Here is an 18,865-nt window from a genome sequence, read left to right on the forward strand (position 1 = left end):
GGATGGCACGAGGCGGATCGCGCGCGTACCGTCGTGCGGTGGCACGTGGGTGGTCGGTGATGCTCGGTGCGATCTTCGCGCTCGTCGGATGTGGATCGTCGATCCCCGCGGAATCGACCGCGGACGCGACGGATCACGAGTGCGGTCGGTGCGAGGCGTGGAACGAGGCCGATCGGGTCTGCGTGCCGTGCCTGGGCCGCCCCGAGCCCGGATACGAGTGCAGCTGCGGGCGCTAGAACGCGTCGACGATGCGCGATGCCGCGACGGCGGGCGGGATCGCCCGCGATGCGACCTCGCGCTCGAGCTGCGACGCGAGCGCGCGCACTGCGGGATCGAGGTGGAGACGGTGGCGCAGCTCGCTCTCGACCGCGCTCCACATCGCGGCGATCTCCTGCGCGCTCCTCCGGCGCTCGAGCTCTCCGTCGCGCTCGAGCGTGGCGCGGTGGCCCTCGATCGCGCGCCACACCGCGTCGACGTTCGTGCCCTCGAGCGCGCTCGCAGTGAGCACGGGCGTCGCCCATCCGGGCGTGGCGGGCGCGAGGTAGCGCAGCGCCCCGGAGAGCTCGGACGACGCGCGCTCGGCCGCGGGGATGCGCTCGCCGTCGGCCTTGTTCACGACGACGACGTCCGCGAGCTCCACGATGCCGCGCTTGATGCCCTGGAGCTCGTCACCCGAGCTCGGGAGCCAGAGCAGCACGAACGTGTCGACCATCGACGCGACCGCGGTCTCGCTCTGTCCGACGCCGACCGTCTCGACGATCACGACGTCGAACCCCGCGGCCTCGCACACGAGCAGCGCCTCGCGTGTCTTGCGCGCGACACCGCCGAGCGCGCCGCCGCTCGGGCTCGGTCGCACGAACGCGCGCTCGTCGCGCGAGAGCTTCGCCATGCGCGTCTTGTCGCCGAGGATCGAGCCGCCGCTCTTGCTGCTCGTGGGATCGACCGCGAGCACCGCGACGCGCTTTCCCTCGCCGGTCAGGCGCGTGCCGAGCGCCTCGAGGAACGTGCTCTTGCCCGCGCCGGGCACGCCGGTGAGCCCGACGCGTTTCGCGCGCCCGGAGAACGGCAGGAGGCGCGTGAGGAGCGCCTCGGCGCGCGCCCGATGTCGCGCGGCGTTGCTCTCGACGAGCGTGAGCGCGCGACCGAGCACCGCGCGATCGGACGAGCGCACTCCGTCGACGAGCTCGTCGATCGAGAGCTCGTGGACCATCAGTGCCCGAGATGCTTGCCGAGCAGCGCGAGCAGATCGCCCGCGGCGTCGGGGATCACCGTGCCGGGCCCGAAGATCGCGGCCGCGCCCGCATCGCGCAGCGCCTGGTGATCCTGGGGCGGGATCACGCCGCCCGCGACGATCAGGATGTCGGCGCGGCCGAGCTTCGCCAGCGCCTCGCGCAGCTCGGGCACGAGCGTGAGGTGGCCCGCGGCGAGCGAGCTGACGCCGACGACGTGCACGTCGTTCTCGACCGCCTGCCGCGCGGTCTCGTCGGGCGTCTGGAAGAGCGGCCCGATGTCGACGTCGAACCCGAGATCGGCGAACGCGGTCGCGATCACCTTCTGCCCGCGATCGTGCCCGTCCTGGCCCATCTTCGCGACGAGGATGCGCGGGCGTCGCCCTTCCTTTTCCTCGAAGCGCGCCGCTGCGCCGCGGACGTCCTGCACGCGATCCTGCTGCGCGCCCATCTCGCCTCCGTACACGCCCGAGACGACGCGGATCTGCGCCTCGTAGCGACCGAAGACCGTCTCCATCGCGGTCGTGATCTCGCCGACCGTCGCGTGCGCACGCGCGGCTTCGATCGAGAGCGCGAGCAGGTTGCCCTCGCCGGTGCGCGCGCACTGCGTGAGCGCCGCGAGCGCGGCCTGCGTCTTCGCCTCGTCGCGCTCGGCGCGCAGCTTCTTCAGGCGCGCGATCTGCGCCTCGCGCACCGCGCGGTTGTCGACCTGGAGGATCTCGATCTCGTCGTCCTGCTCGGGGCGGAAGACGTTCACGCCGACGATCGGACGCTCGCCCGAGTCGATGCGCGCCTGGGTGCGCGCCGCGGCCTCTTCGATGCGCAGCTTCGGGATGCCGGCCTCGATCGCCTTGGTCATCCCGCCGAGCTTCTCGATCTCCTCGATGTGCGCCCACGCTTTGTTGGCGAGCTCGTGGGTGAGACGCTCGACGTAGTAGCTGCCGCCCCAGGGATCGATCGGGCGCGTGGTGCCGCTCTCGAGCTGCAGCACGAGCTGCGTGTTGCGTGCGATGCGCGCGCTCGCGTCGGTCGGCAGCGCGAGCGCCTCGTCGAGCGAGTTGGTGTGCAGCGACTGGGTGTGGCCCTGGGTCGCGGCCATCGCCTCGATGCAGGTGCGCACGACGTTGTTCCAGACGTCCTGCGCCGCGAGCGACCAGCCGCTCGTCTGACAGTGCGTGCGCAGCGCGCGCGACTTCACGTCCTTCGGATCGAACTTCGCGACGATGCGATCCCAGAGCAGGCGCGCGGCGCGCAGCTTCGCGATCTCGACGAAGAAGTCCATGCCGATCGCGAAGAAGAACGAGAGACGCGGCGCGAACTCGTCGACCTTCATGCCCGCGGCGATGCCGGTGCGCAGGTACTCGAGGCCGTCGGCGAGCGTGTAGCCGAGCTCGAGATCGGCCGTCGCTCCGGCCTCCTGCATGTGGTAGCCGCTGATGGAGATCGAGTTCCACTTCGGCATGTTCTTCGCGGTGTAAGCGAAGATGTCGCCGATGATCCGCATGCTCGGTCCGGGCGGATAGATGTACGTGTTCCGGACCATGAACTCCTTGAGGATGTCGTTCTGGATCGTCCCCTGGAGCTCGGACTGAGGAACGCCCTGCTCTTCCGCGGTCACGATGAAGAGCGCGAGGATCGGCAGCACCGCGCCGTTCATCGTCATCGAGACGCTGATGCGATCGAGCGGGATGCCGCCGAACAGGATGCGGGTGTCGAGGATCGAGTCGATCGCGACGCCCGCCATGCCGACGTCGCCGCTGACGCGCGGGTGATCGCTGTCGTATCCGCGGTGCGTCGCGAGATCGAACGCGACGCTGAGGCCGGTCTGACCGGCGGCGAGGTTGCGGCGGTAGAACGCGTTCGAGGCCTCGGCCGTGGAGAAGCCGGCGTACTGCCGGATGGTCCACGGGCGCTGCACGTACATCGTGGGGTACGGGCCGCGGACGAAGGGCGCGCAGCCGGGCATCGAGCCGAGGTGCGGGAGATCGCGCGCGTCGTCGGGGCCGTACTCGCGATGGACTGCGATGCCCTCGGGCGTGGTGCGCACGATCGTGGGATCGGCAGGGCGCGCGGCGGGCGCGTCGTCGTCGTCCCACGAGAGCGAGGCGAAGTCGGGGATGCGGCTCATGACGCCTTCTCGAGGAGCGTCTCGGCGAACGTCACGACGTCGGCGCCGAGGAAGACGAACGCGTCGACGCCCGCATCGCGCAGCGCCTGCTCGTGCGCGCCGGGTTTCGCGGCGACGCCGATGGCCTTCGCGCCGGCGGCGCGAAGCGCGCGCACGACCGTGGGGAGCTCATCGGGCAGCGCGGCATCGGGCGCAGCCAGGATCACGATCGAGGCATTGCTGAGCGCGGCGGCGGCATCGTCGGTGAGCGCGACGACATCGTCGGAGAGGCCGGAGATCGCGAGGATCTCCCGCGCGAAGTCGACGCGCGCAGACGGGCACGCCGCGAGGGTGATCACGCGCGCGACCTGGCCCTGGGCGCGCGCGCGGACCTCGATGAACGGCTTCGCGTCGGAGGCATCGTAGTCACGCCCCGGCTCTCTCGTCGGAAAGCGACTCACTCCGACGAGCGGGCGCCGTCTCGTCCTGATCAGGTTTCGACGTTGCGCCTGCGATCGCTCGAGGCGCTCGACGACCCGCGCATGAGCGCGCGCGAGACCGCCCTCTCGCTCGATCTCGCGGAATGACTCCCACGCGGCGCGGACGAGCTCGTCGGTGAGGCGCTCCACGTAGAACGAGCCGCGCGCCGGATCGTCGACACCCGGGAGGAACGACTCGAGCGCGAGCACCAGCGGCACGTTTCGCGCGATGCGCTCCGGCAATGCGTTGTTCTCGATACGCTCGTGCGCGTAGACCGCGACACCATCCGCACCACCGAGCAGCGCCGCCGACGCAGCGATCGTGTTGCGGAGCAGGTTCACCGGTCGGTCGACCGGCTGATGGTTGTGCGACGAGTTCACCGCCACGATGAGCGGCCGCGTTTGAATCGCACAAGCCACGAGCACACGATTCACCAGCCTCCGGAGCGCGCGCAGCTTCGCGATCTCGTCGAAGAACTCGACGCCGATCCCCACGCCTACGGTCGCGCCGTCGACGGCATCGTCGAGCGAGACACCGCGCGCGTCGAGCGCGCGCAGGCTCTCGACGAGCGAAGCGAGCGAGAGTGCGAGCTCGTCGATCGCGTTCGCGCCGTACAGCACGTCCCACACCCAGCTCGCGACGCCCAGCGAAGGCCGTCGCGCCGAGACCGCGGTCGCGATCTCGTCGAGCGCGCGTGCCTGATCCGCTTCCTTGCGTCGCGCCGCGAGGGTGACCCATCCCGTCCACGGATCCGCGACAGGACGCACCCACCGGGATCCCTTCGACGCAAGCCCCTCGACCCCACGCAAGCTGACGGCGACGGTGACGAGGTCCTCGGTCTCCGGAAGCTCGCCGGCGCCTGCGAACACCCACGCGAGCGAGGCGCCGGCGTCGCGATGAGCGGACAAGCTCTCGGGCAACACGCCCGCGGGTCCGACCAGCCGCGGGCTCCTCGGGGCCCACGGCACGCCCTCTTCGCTCGGTCGATCGCGCTCCGTGTAGAGCGGCTGGATCGCGATGCCTTCGAGCGTCTTGCCGACCAGCGAATCGAACGGCGCGCCCTTCAGCCCGCGTTCGACGAGGGCGCGCCAGCGCTCGAGATCCTGATCGGCGTTGCTCGTCACCGCTCCTCGTCGTCCTCGTCGGTCTCGTCCTCGACGTCGGGCTCGTCCCGATCGTCATCCTCGTCCTCGCGCTCGTCGAGGTCGAGGTCCTCGTCCTCTTCGTCCTCTTCGGGCGCCTCGAGCTCGTCCTCGCCGATCTCGACGTCCTCGACGGCGGCGCGCTCGTCGGCTTCCTCGTCGGTCTCCTGCGCGAGCGCCTGCGCCTCTTCCTCGGCCGCCGCCTCGGGCTCGGCCGCGATCTCACCGGCGCTGGTCGCCGCCTCGACGCCCTCGGCCTCGCTCTCTTCTTCCTCTTCCTCGCCGGCCTCGGCGCCCGTCATCGCCTCGCCCGCAGCGGCCTGCTCGGCGCCCCCACGGCCGCGGCGACGACGACGACGACGACGCCCACCGCGCTCGCGCTCGCCGCCCTGGCCCTCCTGGGGCTGCGCAGCCTGCATCGCCTCGGGCGTGGCGCCGACCTCGGTGGTGGCCTCGGCCGCCTCCGCGGGGGCTGCAGCCGCTTCCTCGGCCGCGGGCTCCGCAGCGCTCGGCTCGCGCTCCTTCTCGCGCCCGCGCTCCCGGTCGCGATCACGATCCCGCTCGCGACGCTCCTCGCGATCACGATCCCGACGCTCGTCGCGATCGCGTCGCCCCTCCTCGCGATCGCGCTCGCCGCGCACCACCGGCTCGGGGCGGCCACGCAGCGCGTCGAGCAGGTCGAGATCGATCGCGGAGATCGGGATCGACACCGGCACCAGGCCGATCCGCCGCGACTCCATCGCTTCCGCCAGCGCGCCGCCGTCGTAGAGCGCGACCGGCAGCGTGCCCGCGCCCGCCGCCTCTTCCCGCGCGGCCGGCGACACCGCACCGGTGCTCACGATCCAGGCCGTCGACGCGCTGCCGTAGTGGTGCAGCGAGCCGCGCATCTCGACGACCTTCTCGCGCGCGATCTCGCGCCCATCGCGCAGCACCAGCACCGCGACCCGCGTCTCCTCGGGGCCGCGCCGGATCACACCCGCGAGGTGGATCTCCTGCGCCGAGCTGCCGGGACGACGCACCGCGCGCAGGCCCGACACGCCCTCGGCGTTGAGCCAGGTCGCGAGGATCTCGACGAACCCTGCGGTCGGCAGATCCTGCAGCTTGCGGAGGAACGCGCGGCGCACCTGATCGCGCTGGCGCTCCGCGAACCGCACGACGTCCTTCTCCTGCCGGACCACGTCGCGCGGCAGATACCAGTCGACCAGCGCGACCCGCCCCTCGACGTAGCGGAAACGAGCCCGCTCGTGGCGCTTCGCGTCGGCGCGGATCGCGGCTGCCACCGTCGGCGCCAGCGCCGCGGCATCACCCACGAGACGCCCGCGACGCACCAGCTGCTCCGCGATCTGCGCGTAGCTCAGCGGCTGCATCTCGCCCGACGCGAGCACCGACGAGACCGCGTCCGCGAGGTCGCGCCCGAGCAGATCGTCCTGCGCCGGCTCGCGCGCCAGATCCACCTGCGGCAGACGCCCGTGCCGCTCGCCCCGGTCGCCACGCTCGCGGTCGCGCTCGCGATCCCGCTCACGATGACGGTCTCGATCGCGATCACGGTCACGATGCCGCTCCCCGCGATCCCGGTCTCGGTCGCGATCCCGGTCGCGCTCGCGATCCCGCTCACCACCACCACCGCCACCGCGGTGCTCGGCGCGCTCGCCCGCCTCGGCCTCGGCGCCGCCTTCTTCCTTCCCGCGACGACGACGACGACGGCGGCCACGGCGGCCATCCTCGCCCTCCTCTTCTTCCTCTTCGTCGAGGCCGGCGAGGATCGGCTGATCGTCGTCCTCTTCCTCCGGGAACACCTCGGCGCCCGGCATCGCGCGGCGCGGCGCGGCGGGCGGCGTCGGAGCGACGGCCACGGGCTCGACCTCGCCTCCCTCGCTCACCACCGCGACCTCCTCGCTCACCACCACCGGCGCGCTCGAGGTCGGCTCGGGCTTCTGCGACGAGGGCGGCGGCAGCGCGCTCAGGTCGATGTCCTCGTCGGAGTCGGCGAGCGCCATCATCTCGGCGGTGAACTCGCGCAGCGCGAACACGCCGGGCTTCACCTTCAGGATCGGCTCGTCGCCGCGGTCCTTCTTCACCATCGTCGCGAGCCGCGAGCTCATCGTGAGCTCCGGCGCCTTGCCGACGTGCGAGAGCAGGTTCCGCTCGATCGCGAGCTCGGTGATCTTCTTGTAGTGCAGAGGGCGGCCGACCAAGCGGAGGATCTCGACCGCAGCTTCGGTGAAAGTCATGGAATCTCGGGGCTGCTCGGCAGGGCGGGGCGACTTCGGTGCACAACCGCTGCGCGAGATTGTTCCTGGAAGCGCCCGAGGCGCGATCGTCGCGCGCGTCGAGCGCGGATCCGCGCCCGTTCGGGCGGCGCGACGCTAACAGAGGGGCCCGGGGGACGCAACGGCGGGACCCCTACGTGAGGGCCTAGGACCCACCCACTTCGATTGACAGGCGCGGGCCTGCGCCGTACCTCGCGCGCCGTGCTCACGAGGGTCCCCGTCGTCGCGTTCGTGCTCGCCCTGGTCCTGCCGGGGTGCTGCGTGAACCCGTTCGTCGGCACCGACACGAACGTCGCGCCCGACGCCCCGGGCAGCCCGGAGCGCGAGACCGGCGGCTCGCTCGAGGAGCACGCCCCTGCACCCGATCCGCGCGAGGGCGATCAAGAAGGCCCGGGCGCCGGGTTCGACATCCGCTTGGTGCGCGTGCAGCCCGGCATCCACCTCGGCACCGAGCAGCTCTGCGACGTCGCGGCGGCGGGACGGCTCGAGCCCATCGAGCTCGACGAGCAGGGCGAGTCGCCGGAGCAGTACTCCACCGGCGCGACCCAGCGCATGTCGGTGCAGTGCATCGCGCCGACCGGTGCGAGCTGGGCCGATCTCGCGTTCACGCCGACCAACGTGTCCCACGCGCCCGAGGTGCAGCCCGGCGCGCGCGTGCGCGTCCGGATCCACAGCGCGGACTCGGGCTTCTTCGACTATCCGATCGTCGACTTCGTCGGCATCGCGGGGCGCGCGCCGGAGCGCACGATCGAGGGCGGGCGCATGCTCGGCCCGACCGCGGTCCCGACCGGCTTCGATCTGCGCCAGATCGGCAGCGATCCCGCGCTCGTCGGCAGCACCCAGCAGTGCGCGGTGAGCCACGCGGGCGACATCGACATCCTCGAGGCGCGCGACGCGCGCCGGCGCAGCTATCCGGCGGGCATCCAGAACCGCATGACCATCAAGTGCCGCCACGCGGGCGGCGAGGAGTGGGCGGACCTGGTGTTCATGCCGGCGCAGGCGCGCGCGGCGCTGCACGTCGGGCGCGGCGACGTGATCCCGGTGACCGTCGTGTCGCGCAGCGGTGGGTTCAGCGACTACCCGGTGCTGCAGTTCGCCGGGGAGTGATGCGCGTTGCCGGGATTCGTCGGGTCTGATACCAACGCCCGCTTCCAATTCGCGGCGGTCAGTCCGCGAACCAGCAAGCAGTGCACGAGTGCAGGTTTTTTGACGGTGTCGATCGGGACGCGTAAGGGGTGGGCATCGGGCTTCGATCGCGTGTCCCCTCGGACGCGGGAGCGAGACCCCCGGAACCCCGGTTTCGCTTCGATTCCTGCAGATCTCGGCGGGTGGCGCGAGGTCTGCGACACCATCCCGCGCGGCCCAGCGCCGCGAACGGGCCCGGCTCGTCCATCGCGGACGGTCGCGCCTCGCACGGAGGAGCTCGGCGTATGAAGAGCGGTGGCAAGCAGTTCGGGCGCGTCGGTGTGCTGATGGGCGGTCTCGGCGCCGAGCGCGACATCTCGCTCGCGACCGGCGAGGCGATCGCGAAGGCGCTCGAGGAGCGCGGACACGACGTGGTGCGCGTGATCGTCGATCGCGACGTGGACCGCGTGCTGCGCCAGACCCCGATCGACGTCGCGTTCCTCGCGCTGCACGGCACGTACGGCGAGGACGGCTGCATCCAGGGGATGCTGGAGATGATGGGGATCCCGTACACGGGGTCCGGCGTGCTCGCGAGCGCGCTCGCGATGGACAAGCTGAAGAGCAAGGAGCTCTTCCGCCTCTACAACGTGCCGACGCCGCCGTACTACGTGGCGGAGTCGGATCAGCTCGACCGGCTCGAGGAGCTGCACGGTTCGTTCGGCTTCCCGGTGTTCGTGAAGCCGCGTCGCTCCGGGTCGAGCGTGGGTGCGGGCAAGGCGAACGACATGGCCGAGCTGCGGGCGCGCTGTGAGGATGCCGCTCGTTACGACCGGTCGATCCTCGTGGAGCGCTTCGTCGCGGGCAAGGAAGTGCGCGTCGCGGTGCTCGACGGTCGCGCGCTCGGTGCGATCGAGATCGTGCCGAAGGGCGAGTTCTACGACTACCGCAGCAAGTACTCGAAGGGCCGCAGCGAGTACCACTTCCCCGCGCGCCTCGCGCCGACCCGCTACAAGGGCGTGCTCACGCTCGCGGAGCGCGCGCACCGTGCGCTCGGCTGCGAGGGCGCGACCGGCGTCGATCTCCTCGTGACCGAGGGGGAGAACGAGTACGTGCTCGAGGTGAACACCATCCCGGGCATGACGCCGACCTCGCTCCTGCCGAAGATCGCGGCGGGCGCAGGCTACGAGTTCGGCGATCTCTGCGAGGCGCTCCTCTCGCGCGCGGCGCTCGGCGCGCCTTCGGACGCGGAGCGCGACGAGGAGAGCGCGATCGGGTCGAGCGCGGCGGTCGTCGCCGCGGAGTGATCACTCGCGCGGTCGGAGGTCGACCGCGTAGTCGCCCGCACCGCCGAGCGCAGTGATCGTCACGTCGAGCGTCGCGGGATCGCCGCAGCGCTCGACGGTCGGCGAGCGCGACTCGGTGCGCGCGACGTCGCGCACGTCGAGGGCGAGGCGCGCGATGGTGCCCGCCTCGGGTCGCGCGACGAGCTCCACGCAGCCGCGCGGGACGCGCACCCGATGCGCCGCGACCTCGCCGCGCGCGAGCGTCCCGCGGGCCACGCGACGCCCTCCGCTCGCGGCGATCGCATCGCGCGGGACCCCGCCGAGCCACAGCCCGGCCGAGCCTCCGAGTCGATCGTCGTCGCCCTCGGCGATGGTGATCGAGACGACGCCCTCGGCGTCGCCGCTCCAGAGCTCGATCGCGCGCTCGACGTCCTCGGTCTCGCAGCGCTGGAGCACGTTCTCCGATGCGTCGGCGTCGGCGAGCGGGCGACCGGCGAGATCGAGGAGCCGCATCGCGACGCTCGCGAGCGGGGCGCGCGGCGTCGCGATCACCGCGTAACAACGTCCGGCGCGAGCACGCAGGGGAACGCGAACGCGCTGGTCGCGCGCGAGCGTCACCTCGAGCGGTGCGGCGGTGATCTCGAGGCCGCGGCGGAGCAGCGCGATCTCGAGCTCGCTGCGGGCCTCGCCATCGCGGGCGATCCCCGGCGTGCCTCCGAGCTCGCGCGCGACGACGTGCAGCGCGTCGCTCGGGATCGCGAGCGATGCGACGAGCACCGCGCCCGAGCCGTCGTACGCATCGAGCACGAGCCACGCGCGCGAGGACGCGTGCTCGGTCGCGCAGAAGACGATCGCGGGGTGGGAATCGGGCGCGACGTCCTCGGTGATCAGCGCGCCCTCGGGCGTGAAGAGACGCGCGTCGAGATCGCGCATCCCGCTCGAGGCCAAGGTGGCGAGGACCGCGCACGTGCCCGCGGGCAGCTCGAGCTCGAGCGCGCGGGTGCCGCGCGCCGCGAGGAAGAAGCGCGACTCGATCGTGGTCGAGGGCAGCGCCTCGTAGGGCTCGAGGCGCGCCGCGAGCGCACGGGCGCGCACCGCGAGGGGGTCCGGATCGCGCGACCACGCCGGGCCCGGGAGCTCCTCGGCGCCGGTGGTGGTCGTCGTCGCCTCGGCGCGCTCCACGCTCGCCGGCTCGCCGCATCCGATCACCAGCATCGCGATCACGAGCGCCCGCCTCACGGCGTCACCTCACCCGTCACGAGGAGGAAGCGTCCCGTCGCGTCCTGCGCGCGCACTTCGACGCGCAGCGTCCGTGCTTCCTGGGCGCACGACCACACCACCGGGATCGCGCCGCGATCGACCGACGGCGCGCCCTCGTCCCAGCCCACGAGCCGCGCTTGCTCGTCCGCGACGCGCACGTCGAGATCGCCACCCTCGAGCTCGCGCGATCGCAGCGCCGCGATCGCGACGCAGCCCGCCCCGACCTCGACGTCGAACGCCTGCGCTCCGCGCCCGTCGGCGATGCCCCACGCGATCGCGCGCGCCACCATCCCGCGATCCCGCAGCATCGCCCCGAGCTCGGCGCTCTCGACCGACGCGCGCGCATCGACCCGCGCCGCGTCGAGGACCTCTCCGTCGAGCACCCGGTGTCGCAGCGCGTACGCGCCCGTGCCCGCCCGCGCGTGGACCTGCACCACGACCCCTCCCGGCGCGTCCGGACAGAGCACCACGCTCGCATCGCGTCGCCTGCGATCATCGCGCGCGATCTCGCGCCCGTCGGCACCGATCACCACCAGCGCCAGCGCGCGCACCTCGGGCCCCGCGATCGCGTCGATGCGATGACAACCCTCGCGCTCGATCGCCACGCGATGCAGCTCGGTCGCGCCGGGATCGAGCCAGCCGCGCATCGGCTGTCCCACCGTGCGCCAGCCGCCGGCGCGCGCATCGGCGTCCTCGATCGCCCGGTCGAGCGAGCGCATCGCGGGCGTTTCGCCCGCATCGGTCAGCGGTCGTCCCCGACCTGCGGATCGCGCGAAACAGGCGCCCACCTCGCGCCCCAGCTCCGGCGCGCGCTCGGGCGCGTCGTCGATCGCGAGCACGCGCACCTCGCCGCGCCCGGCATGCACGTGCACCACCGCCGCCACGACGAGCCCGGCCTCGCCGCACGCGCGCACCCATCCCCACGCGCGCGGCTCGACGTCTTCTTCGATCACGTCGCCCGCGGTCGTGTGCGCGAGCAGATCCACGTCGCGCACGCCCGCGCTCCCGAACGCCAGGAACGCGACGCACCCGTCGCGCGCGAGCCGATGCTCGACGACGTGGCTCTGGCGCTCGAGCAGGAACGCGCGTGCGCTCGCCCCCACCGACAGCCGCGCGCGCGCCGCGCGCTCACACGCGTCGATGTCCTGCGCCCGCGCCTGCGTCGCGATCGACATCGCGACCAGGATCACGATCGCGACCCTCACGGCGCGCCGCCCACGAGGATCGCGAACTGCACCTCGCCGCCACCTTCGCCCGCGATCGCCTCGAGGCGCAGCGGCGTGTCGAGCTCACCCGCGCACCGCGAGACGGTCGCGTGCGACGACGGCCCGGCCTCGCTCGCGACCAGCGCGCCCGTGGGATCGCGCAGGAAGAGGTCGACGTCGTTCACGCCCTCGGCGCCCGCCGCCGCGATCGCGATGCAACGACCGGCGGGGATGAGCACGTCGCGCGAGAACGGCGTGGAGTCCCCGAGCGTCGCGGCGAAGCGCTCGAGCTCGAGGTACCCGCGGGCCCGCGGGCCCGCGGTCGCTTCCTCGAGCCGCAGCCCCTGCACTCCGGTGATCGCCGCCGGCGCACCGAGCACCGCGAGCGCGTACCGACCATCGCGACCGTAGGCCTTCACCGCGACCCGCAGCACCGTCGCCTCGGCCCGGCACGCGCGCACGCGCGCGGTCGCGTGCATCGCCGTGTCCGCGTCGAGCTCGCGCCCCGTCGCGTCCGCGAGATACAGGTCCACGTCCATGCCCGCGTGCGACGCCGATGCGACGATCAGCGCGCACCCCGGCCCGGCGACGACCTCGTGCATCCGCGTCTCGCCCGGCGCGATCGACGCATCGCGGCTCGCGAATACCGGCGCCGAGAACCCTCGCGCCGCGAGCTCCGCCGCGAGCACGCCGAGCGCCACGTCGGGCGCCGCTGCCTCGCTGCGCTCCGCGTCGAGCGCGCCCGCGATCTCCTCGGGCTCCTGCCGCGCGAACCCCGCCGCGGGCGCGGCGAGCACCATCACGCCGATCGCCCCCTCGCCCTCGAACGCGCGCGCCTCGACGATGAAGAGCCCCGACGCCTCGGGGCAGTGCTCGACCGTCGGCTCCGCATCGGTCCCGAGATCGCGCCCGACCTCCACGCCGCCGGGATCGAACAAGAAGAGATCGACATCGCGCGTCCCCGCGCCGCCACGCGCCGTCGCGACGTAACACTGCCCGCCCTCGAAGCGCATCGGCATCCGCAGCGCGCCGCCCTCCCCGACCCACTCCACGCGCGGCGCCTCGGCCGGCGAGAGCCCGCGCGCCCGCAGCGCGCTGCGCGTCTCCGCGAGCCGCGCCTCGACGTCGGGGAACGGCACACGCGGCGCGAGCACGTCGTCGAAGAGCCCCTCGAATCCGTCGCCCTCGCCGACGCGGCTGTGCATCTCCGCGATCGACACCGAGCCCGTCCCGTCGCGCGCTTCGATCGCGAGGTAGAACGGTGCGTCGCGCCCCCCTCCGGGCTCGCGATCCGGGCATACGTGCACCAGCCCGCCCTCGCCCGGCACGTCGTCGAGCGCGGCCTCCTCGCCCTCGCGATCGTAGAGCGTCAGACGCAGATCGCGCAGCGCGCTGCTCGCGAGCCCGACGAACGTCGTGCAGCTGCCGACCTCGAGATCGAGCGGGAGCACGACCCCGCGATCCTCGATGACGAACACGCGCGCCGTCGGCGGTCGCTCCTCGTACCCACGCGCGACCATTCGCTCGCGCAGGCGCGCGTGGCGCCGGCTGAGCGCGTCGAGCGGCCCCTCGGCGCGCGGCAGGCTGCCGACGATCGGCGCCTCCTCGTGCTGCGGCTCCTCGCACGCGATCGCCGCGCACGCGAGCATCCCGAGCGCGACGATCCTGGTGCGGCTCACCCGGGATCCCGCTCCGCCGGCGCGACCGAGGGCGCGACCGCGCGCAGCACGTCGTCGACCCGGAACGCGATGCCGGTGGGCCCCCGGAACGTGCGCGTCGCGTAGAGCCCGCTGCCCGCCGACGCGCGGGCCGCGACGAAGTACGTCCCGTTCTGCGCGGGGCAGAAGCGTAGCGCCGCGATCGGTCCCTGCTCCGCATCGCGCGCGACCTCGGCGCCATCCCCGTCGAACACGCGCAGATCGAGCTCGCGCATCGCGCTCGATCCCACGCCCAGCGCGACGTAGCAGCTGCCGGTGCGCATCGAGGTCGATCGCACCTCGGTCGCCTGCTCGAGCAGGAACCCGCGCGCCGTGTCGCCCTCGGTCGTGAACCCGCGCGTGCGGATCACCCGCGACGCCGCCTCCAGCATCGTGTCGACGCGGGGCGATCGGAACTCTGCGGCGCGCGGCGGCGCTTCGACGCCCGCATCGGGCGCCGCGGTGCTCGTCCCACAGCCGACGAGCGCGAGCACCATCGCGGCGATCCTCGCCTCTGCGCGCATACCGCGCACGGGGTTAGCACACCCATGCGCGGGCAGCAGAGGATCAGCCGGGAGGCAGCTGGAGCGGGGTACCGCCGCCGGAGCTCCCCCCGCGCCCGCGCTGCTCGATCGCCGTGATCGCCTGATCGATCGAGTTGCGCATCGCGCCGACCTCGGACCCACGACGACGGCGCAGCGAGGGCACGACGAGCGCATCGCCGACCTGACCGAGCGACTCGATCACCCGCTGCCGCACGTCGCGCGACGGGTGCTCGAGCAGCCGCACCAGCGCGTCCACCTTCTCCGGGCCCTGCAGCGCGGCGAGCGACGAGACCGCCTCGATGCGCTCGTCGAGATCGTGCGTGTCGTCGCGGACGTACGCCTCGAGCGGCTGCAACGACGCTGCGTCGCGGATGCGCCCGAGCGACCGGATGACGTCGAGCCGCACGCTCTTCTCGGGATCGCCGAGCAGCCGGATCAGCGCCGGCGTCGCGCGCGTGTCGCGGATCACGCCGAGCGCGAGCGCCGCCCACTGCCGCGCCGAGCCATCGGCATCGCCGAGCAGCTCGATCAGCGCCGGCACCGCCGCGGGATCGGGCAGGCGCCAGATCGCCGCCGCCGCGACGACGCGCACGTCGACGACCGGATCACGCAGCGCACGCACGAGATCGGGCACCGCATCGCGCGTCCCGAGCCGACCCAGCGCGCGCCCCGCGGAGGCGCGCACGCGCCAGTCGGTGTCGTTCCGAATCATCTCGCGGAGCACCGGCGAGATCTGCTCGCGCTGCCGATACGCCCGGCGCCCCAGCACGTCGGCCGCCGACGCCCGCTCCTCGGGCGTCCCGGTCCGCAGCTGGTTCATGGCGCTCTGGTACTCCTCGTCGCTCATGCTCTGCGCATGCGCGACCGAGGGCGCGACCGCGATCGTCGCGACGACCGCGGACGGGACGCCCACGCACAACGCGGCCGCGATCACGAGACGCCGCGCCCACGTCCCGGGCGTCCCACGGCGCTCGGTGGGTCGCGACCCCACCTCGCGCGACGAGAGCATCGTGTTCGAAAGCATCGTGTCCCCCATCGCCGGGACGCGGTGCATCGACGAGCGCTCGGCTCGAGCGGCGTCCCCAGGGCGATGGTACCACAGACGCCGCCGCGCCTTGGGTGATTCACCGACGAGCGGGAGCGAGCCTCTCGCGCGTGTCGGGAGAGAACGACGCCGAGCGCACCGCCTCCTGGAGCTCGGGGAACGCAGCGAAGTGCCGCAGCAGCACGAGGGCGCGCTCCTGCAGATCGTCGACCGTCGCCTCGCGCTCCGCGCCGAGCTGCGCCGCGCGCTCGCGGATCGCGCCCAGCTCGATCTCGAGCTCCGCGCCCGACGTGCCGAGCCGTCCCTTGAGCTGCGAGATCTGGAAGCGCAGATCGTCCCGCTCGCGCTCGCACACCGCGATCTCGCGCAGCGCCGTCGTCACCTGCGCATCGATCTCGATCCACTGCGCCGCGATCGCGCCGACCTCACGAAGCGTGGACGCGCTCTCGCGTGACACCGTCGCGCCCAGCGTGTGCAGCCCACGCATCGTGCGCGCGAGCTGGGGCTCGACGTCGCCGATGCGACGCCGCGCGTCCGACAGCGTCGACGCGAGCTCGTCGAGCTTGCCCAGCGTGCGCGACTCGTCGCGACCGAGCTCGTCGATCGCGCGCCCCATGCGAAGACGCGTCGCGCGCGTCGCCGCTTCGCGCTCCTTCGCCTGCTCGGTCACGCCGAGCAGCTCGCGCTCGAGCGCGCGCACCTGCGCGATGCGATCCTGGAGCGCGTCGATCGACGGCACGATCCACTCGGGCTCGGTGTGTCCGGGGTACGCGCGCGCGACCAGCTGACGGAACACCGCGACCCGCTGCTCCCACGTGCCGGGGAGCACCGAGGCCACCGAGTCGGCGGGCAGGGAGAGCGAGGGCGCGCGCGCCGTGGGCTCGCGGTTGATCAGCGTGTCGTTCGCGGGCGACGCGGCGCGCGGCGCAGGCAGTCGATCCGCGATGCGACGCAAGTCCTCGAGCAGGTGGTACGCGTCGCGATGGCGTCGTTGCGGCTGCTTGTCGAGCAGCTTCGCGACGACCGCGTCGAGCTCGGGCGGAACGCCCGGCGCGCGCGTCGAGGGCAGCGGCGCGGGCTCGCGCATGTGCTTCAGGATCAGATCGGGCGTCGTGCCCTTGAAGGGCGGCGTGCCCGTCAGCATCTCGAAGAGCACGCAGCCGAGCGCGTAGAGATCGGCGAGCCCGGTCAGCGGCGCGCCGCGCGCCTGCTCGGGCGCCATGTACTCGGGCGTGCCGAACACCGCGCCGCTCGCGGTGAGCCGCAGCTCGCCCTTCATGTGCGCGAGCCCGAAGTCGAGCAGCTTCACGAAGTCGCGCCGCGTCCCGTCGCCGACGAGATAGATGTTCTCGGGCTTGATGTCGCGGTGCACCACGTCGAGCTCGTGCGCCCGCGCCAGCGCGCTCGCGCACTGCATCGCGATGTCGATCGATCGCGCCACGCCGAGCGGCCCGCGTGTGACCTCCTCCGCGAGCGCGATGCCCTGGAGGAACTCCATCACGAGGAAGACGTGCCCATCCGTCTCCCCGAAGTCCATCACGTCGATGATGTTCTCGTGATCGATCCGGTTCGCGGCCTTCGCCTCGCGGAGGAAGCGCTGTCGGTTCGTGACCTCCGCCGAGAGATCGGGCAGCAGGAACTTCAGCGCGACGTCGCCGCCGCTCGAGGCATCGCGGGCGCGATAGACCACGCCCATCCCGCCCGAGCCGATCTTCTCGACCACGAGATAGCGCCCGACGATCGTCCGGCCGAGCAGCGGATCGGGCAGCTCGAGGAGACGGCCGCCGTCCAGCGGGCACGTCGTGGGCGTGCCGCGGTATCGAGCGCCGCAGAGCTCGCAGATCCTCACGCCGCTCTCCCTCGGCCGGCGACTCCTGAGGTCCGGAAACCGTCGCCGGGAGGTCAGGGTACATTCTCCCGGCGCGCGTGGGCAATCTCTGCGCGGGAGATTCTTGACAACGCCGATGGGGGAATCCAAAACCGTCTCTTGGCTCCGCGTTTCTCGCGTGAAAGTGCGCGGTTCGGAGCTCCGATTCCCACAAGGAGCGGCGGTGAAGCTGTCGAACAAGGGCCGTTACGGCGTCCGCGCGATCTTCGACATCGCCTTCCACAACGAGGGGCGCGCCACGCAGATCAAGGAGATCGCGGAGCGCCAGGCGATCCCGCCCCGCTTCCTCGAGCAGATCTTCCAAGACCTCAAGCGCGCCGGTCTGGTCGCGTCGCGCCGTGGTCCGCGCGGCGGATACCAGCTCGCGAAGGCACCCGCGGAGATCCGCCTCGGCGACATCGTGCGCGCCCTCGAGGGCCCGATCGCGGTGTCGGCGCCGAAGGACGACGCGAGCGCGCAGGAAGGCGACGCGACGAGCCGCCAGGTGACCGAGGAGGCGTTCGCCGAGGTCAGCAAGCGCATCGAGGCGTGCTTCGACGACGTCACGATCGAGGATCTCTGCGAGCGCGGCGAGGCGCTGGGGTATCGCCGCCGTCCGCCGAGCCGCTACGTCTACGTGATCTGATGGAGCGGCGAGGCGCGCGCGAGGTGGCACCGGTCGTCGACTCGGTGCTCGACCTGATCGGCGAGACCCCGATGGTCCGGCTGCGACGCATCACGCGCGGCGGGAACGTCTGGGCGAAGTGCGAGCACCTGAACCCCGGCGGCTCGGTGAAGGATCGCATCTGCCTCGCGATGATCGAGCGCGCCGAGCGCGAAGGACGGCTGCGTCCCGGCGACACGGTGGTCGAGCCGACGAGCGGCAACACCGGCATCGGGCTCGCGCTCGTGTGCGCGACGAAGGGCTATCGCCTCGTGCTCACGATGCCCGCGAGCATGTCGCTCGAGCGGCGCCAGCTGCTCAAGTCGTACGGCGCGCAGATCGTGCTCACCGAGCCCGAGCGCGTGATGGAAGGCGCGATCGCGGAGGCCGAGCGCATCGCGGCCGAGCGCGGCGCGTTCATGCCCTCGCAGTTCGACAACCCCGCGAACCCCGCGATCCACGAGCACTCGACCGCCGACGAGATCCTGCGCGCGATGGGCGACGAGCCGGTCGACGCGCTGGTCGCGGCAGTCGGCACCGGCGGCACCGTGAGCGGCGTGGGGCGCGTGCTGAAGCAGCGCTGGCCCGACGTGCGCGTGATCGCGGTCGAGCCCGAGGCGAGCCCGGTGCTGCGCGGGGGTGTCGCCGGCCCCTCGAAGATCCAGGGGATCGGCGCGGGGTTCGTGCCCGGTAACTTCGACGGCAGCGTCGTCGACGAGATCCGCGGCGTCGAGGATCGCGTCGCATGGGACACCAAGCTCCGCCTCGCGCGCGAAGAAGGCCTGCTCGTCGGCATCAGCGCGGGCGCGAACGTCGCGGTCGCGATCGACGTCGCCGAGGAGCTCCGCGGTGTCGTGCGTGATCGCGAGCCGAACGTGATCACGATCCTCTGCGACACCGGCGAGCGCTACTTCTCGCTCGAGGCGCACTTTGCGGAGTGAGAAGC

15 protein-coding genes are annotated in these 18,865 nt (G+C 72.7%); 5 read left to right on the forward strand and 10 right to left on the reverse strand.

Annotated elements, in window-relative coordinates; genetic code table 11:
- Positions 1-38 precede the first annotated feature (38 nt).
- Positions 39-236: a hypothetical protein gene (locus I5071_RS12225; RefSeq protein ID WP_236605611.1), complete on the forward strand. Its 198-nt coding sequence runs from the start codon at positions 39-41 to the stop codon at positions 234-236.
- Here the strand turns inward: I5071_RS12225 and meaB are convergent.
- The 4 genes from meaB to I5071_RS12245 are packed head-to-tail and all read right to left on the reverse strand — an operon-like array spanning position 233 to position 7,189.
- Positions 233-1,210: a methylmalonyl Co-A mutase-associated GTPase MeaB gene (meaB, locus tag I5071_RS12230; protein ID WP_236605612.1), complete on the reverse strand. Its 978-nt coding sequence runs from the start codon at positions 1,208-1,210 to the stop codon at positions 233-235. The two genes, I5071_RS12225 and meaB, sit on opposite strands and share 4 nt — an antisense overlap.
- On the reverse strand, positions 1,210-3,357 hold the full coding sequence (scpA, locus tag I5071_RS12235; protein ID WP_236605613.1) for a methylmalonyl-CoA mutase: 2,148 nt from the start codon (positions 3,355-3,357) through the stop codon (positions 1,210-1,212). Before scpA ends, meaB begins: the two co-directional genes overlap by 1 nt.
- Positions 3,354-4,940: a methylmalonyl-CoA mutase family protein gene (locus I5071_RS12240; RefSeq protein WP_236605614.1), complete on the reverse strand. Its 1,587-nt coding sequence runs from the start codon at positions 4,938-4,940 to the stop codon at positions 3,354-3,356. Before I5071_RS12240 ends, scpA begins: the two co-directional genes overlap by 4 nt.
- Complete coding sequence (locus tag I5071_RS12245; RefSeq protein WP_236605615.1) at positions 4,937-7,189, reverse strand: HTH domain-containing protein; 2,253 nt, start codon at positions 7,187-7,189, stop codon at positions 4,937-4,939. The genes I5071_RS12240 and I5071_RS12245 overlap by 4 nt, the downstream gene beginning before the upstream one ends.
- Positions 7,190-7,429: 240 nt before the next feature.
- Here I5071_RS12245 and I5071_RS12250 point away from each other — a divergent pair, with 240 nt between their 5' ends.
- Together I5071_RS12250 and I5071_RS12255 are read left to right on the forward strand one after the other, a co-directional pair.
- Complete coding sequence (locus tag I5071_RS12250; RefSeq protein ID WP_236605616.1) at positions 7,430-8,335, forward strand: hypothetical protein; 906 nt, start codon at positions 7,430-7,432, stop codon at positions 8,333-8,335.
- 323 nt (positions 8,336-8,658) lie between these two features.
- Entirely contained in the window at positions 8,659-9,657 is a 999-nt protein-coding gene (locus tag I5071_RS12255) for a D-alanine--D-alanine ligase (protein ID WP_236605617.1), read from the forward strand.
- Here I5071_RS12255 and I5071_RS12260 read toward each other — a convergent pair whose 3' ends face one another.
- From I5071_RS12260 to I5071_RS12285, 6 genes are all read right to left on the reverse strand, one after another.
- The gene (locus I5071_RS12260) at positions 9,658-10,875 is read right to left on the reverse strand and encodes a hypothetical protein (protein WP_236605618.1); all 1,218 of its coding nucleotides are present in this window, start codon (positions 10,873-10,875) and stop codon (positions 9,658-9,660) included.
- Complete coding sequence (locus I5071_RS12265) at positions 10,872-12,101, reverse strand: hypothetical protein (RefSeq protein WP_236605619.1); 1,230 nt, start codon at positions 12,099-12,101, stop codon at positions 10,872-10,874. The genes I5071_RS12260 and I5071_RS12265 overlap by 4 nt, the downstream gene beginning before the upstream one ends.
- On the reverse strand, positions 12,098-13,780 hold the full coding sequence (locus tag I5071_RS12270; protein WP_236605620.1) for a hypothetical protein: 1,683 nt from the start codon (positions 13,778-13,780) through the stop codon (positions 12,098-12,100). Before I5071_RS12270 ends, I5071_RS12265 begins: the two co-directional genes overlap by 4 nt.
- Complete coding sequence (locus tag I5071_RS12275; protein WP_236605621.1) at positions 13,777-14,295, reverse strand: hypothetical protein; 519 nt, start codon at positions 14,293-14,295, stop codon at positions 13,777-13,779. Before I5071_RS12275 ends, I5071_RS12270 begins: the two co-directional genes overlap by 4 nt.
- Positions 14,296-14,365: 70 nt before the next feature.
- Positions 14,366-15,367: a HEAT repeat domain-containing protein gene (locus I5071_RS12280; RefSeq protein ID WP_236605622.1), complete on the reverse strand. Its 1,002-nt coding sequence runs from the start codon at positions 15,365-15,367 to the stop codon at positions 14,366-14,368.
- Positions 15,368-15,467: 100 nt separating this feature from the next.
- Positions 15,468-17,237 carry a serine/threonine protein kinase gene (locus I5071_RS12285; protein WP_236605623.1) on the reverse strand — a complete coding sequence of 590 codons (1,770 nt, stop codon included), beginning with the start codon at positions 17,235-17,237 and terminating at the stop codon, positions 15,468-15,470.
- Between the two features lie 202 nt (positions 17,238-17,439).
- Here I5071_RS12285 and I5071_RS12290 point away from each other — a divergent pair, with 202 nt between their 5' ends.
- Positions 17,440-17,901, forward strand: a complete 462-nt coding sequence (locus I5071_RS12290; RefSeq protein WP_053234008.1) for an RrF2 family transcriptional regulator — start codon at positions 17,440-17,442, stop codon at positions 17,899-17,901.
- A complete protein-coding gene (gene cysK, locus I5071_RS12295; RefSeq protein ID WP_236605624.1) occupies positions 17,901-18,860 on the forward strand; it encodes a cysteine synthase A in 960 nt (319 codons plus the stop codon). The genes I5071_RS12290 and cysK overlap by 1 nt, the downstream gene beginning before the upstream one ends.
- Positions 18,861-18,865 lie beyond the last annotated feature (5 nt).

This window comes from Sandaracinus amylolyticus, from assembly GCF_021631985.1.
Taxonomy (GTDB): Bacteria; Myxococcota_A; Polyangia; order Polyangiales; family Sandaracinaceae; genus Sandaracinus; species Sandaracinus amylolyticus_A.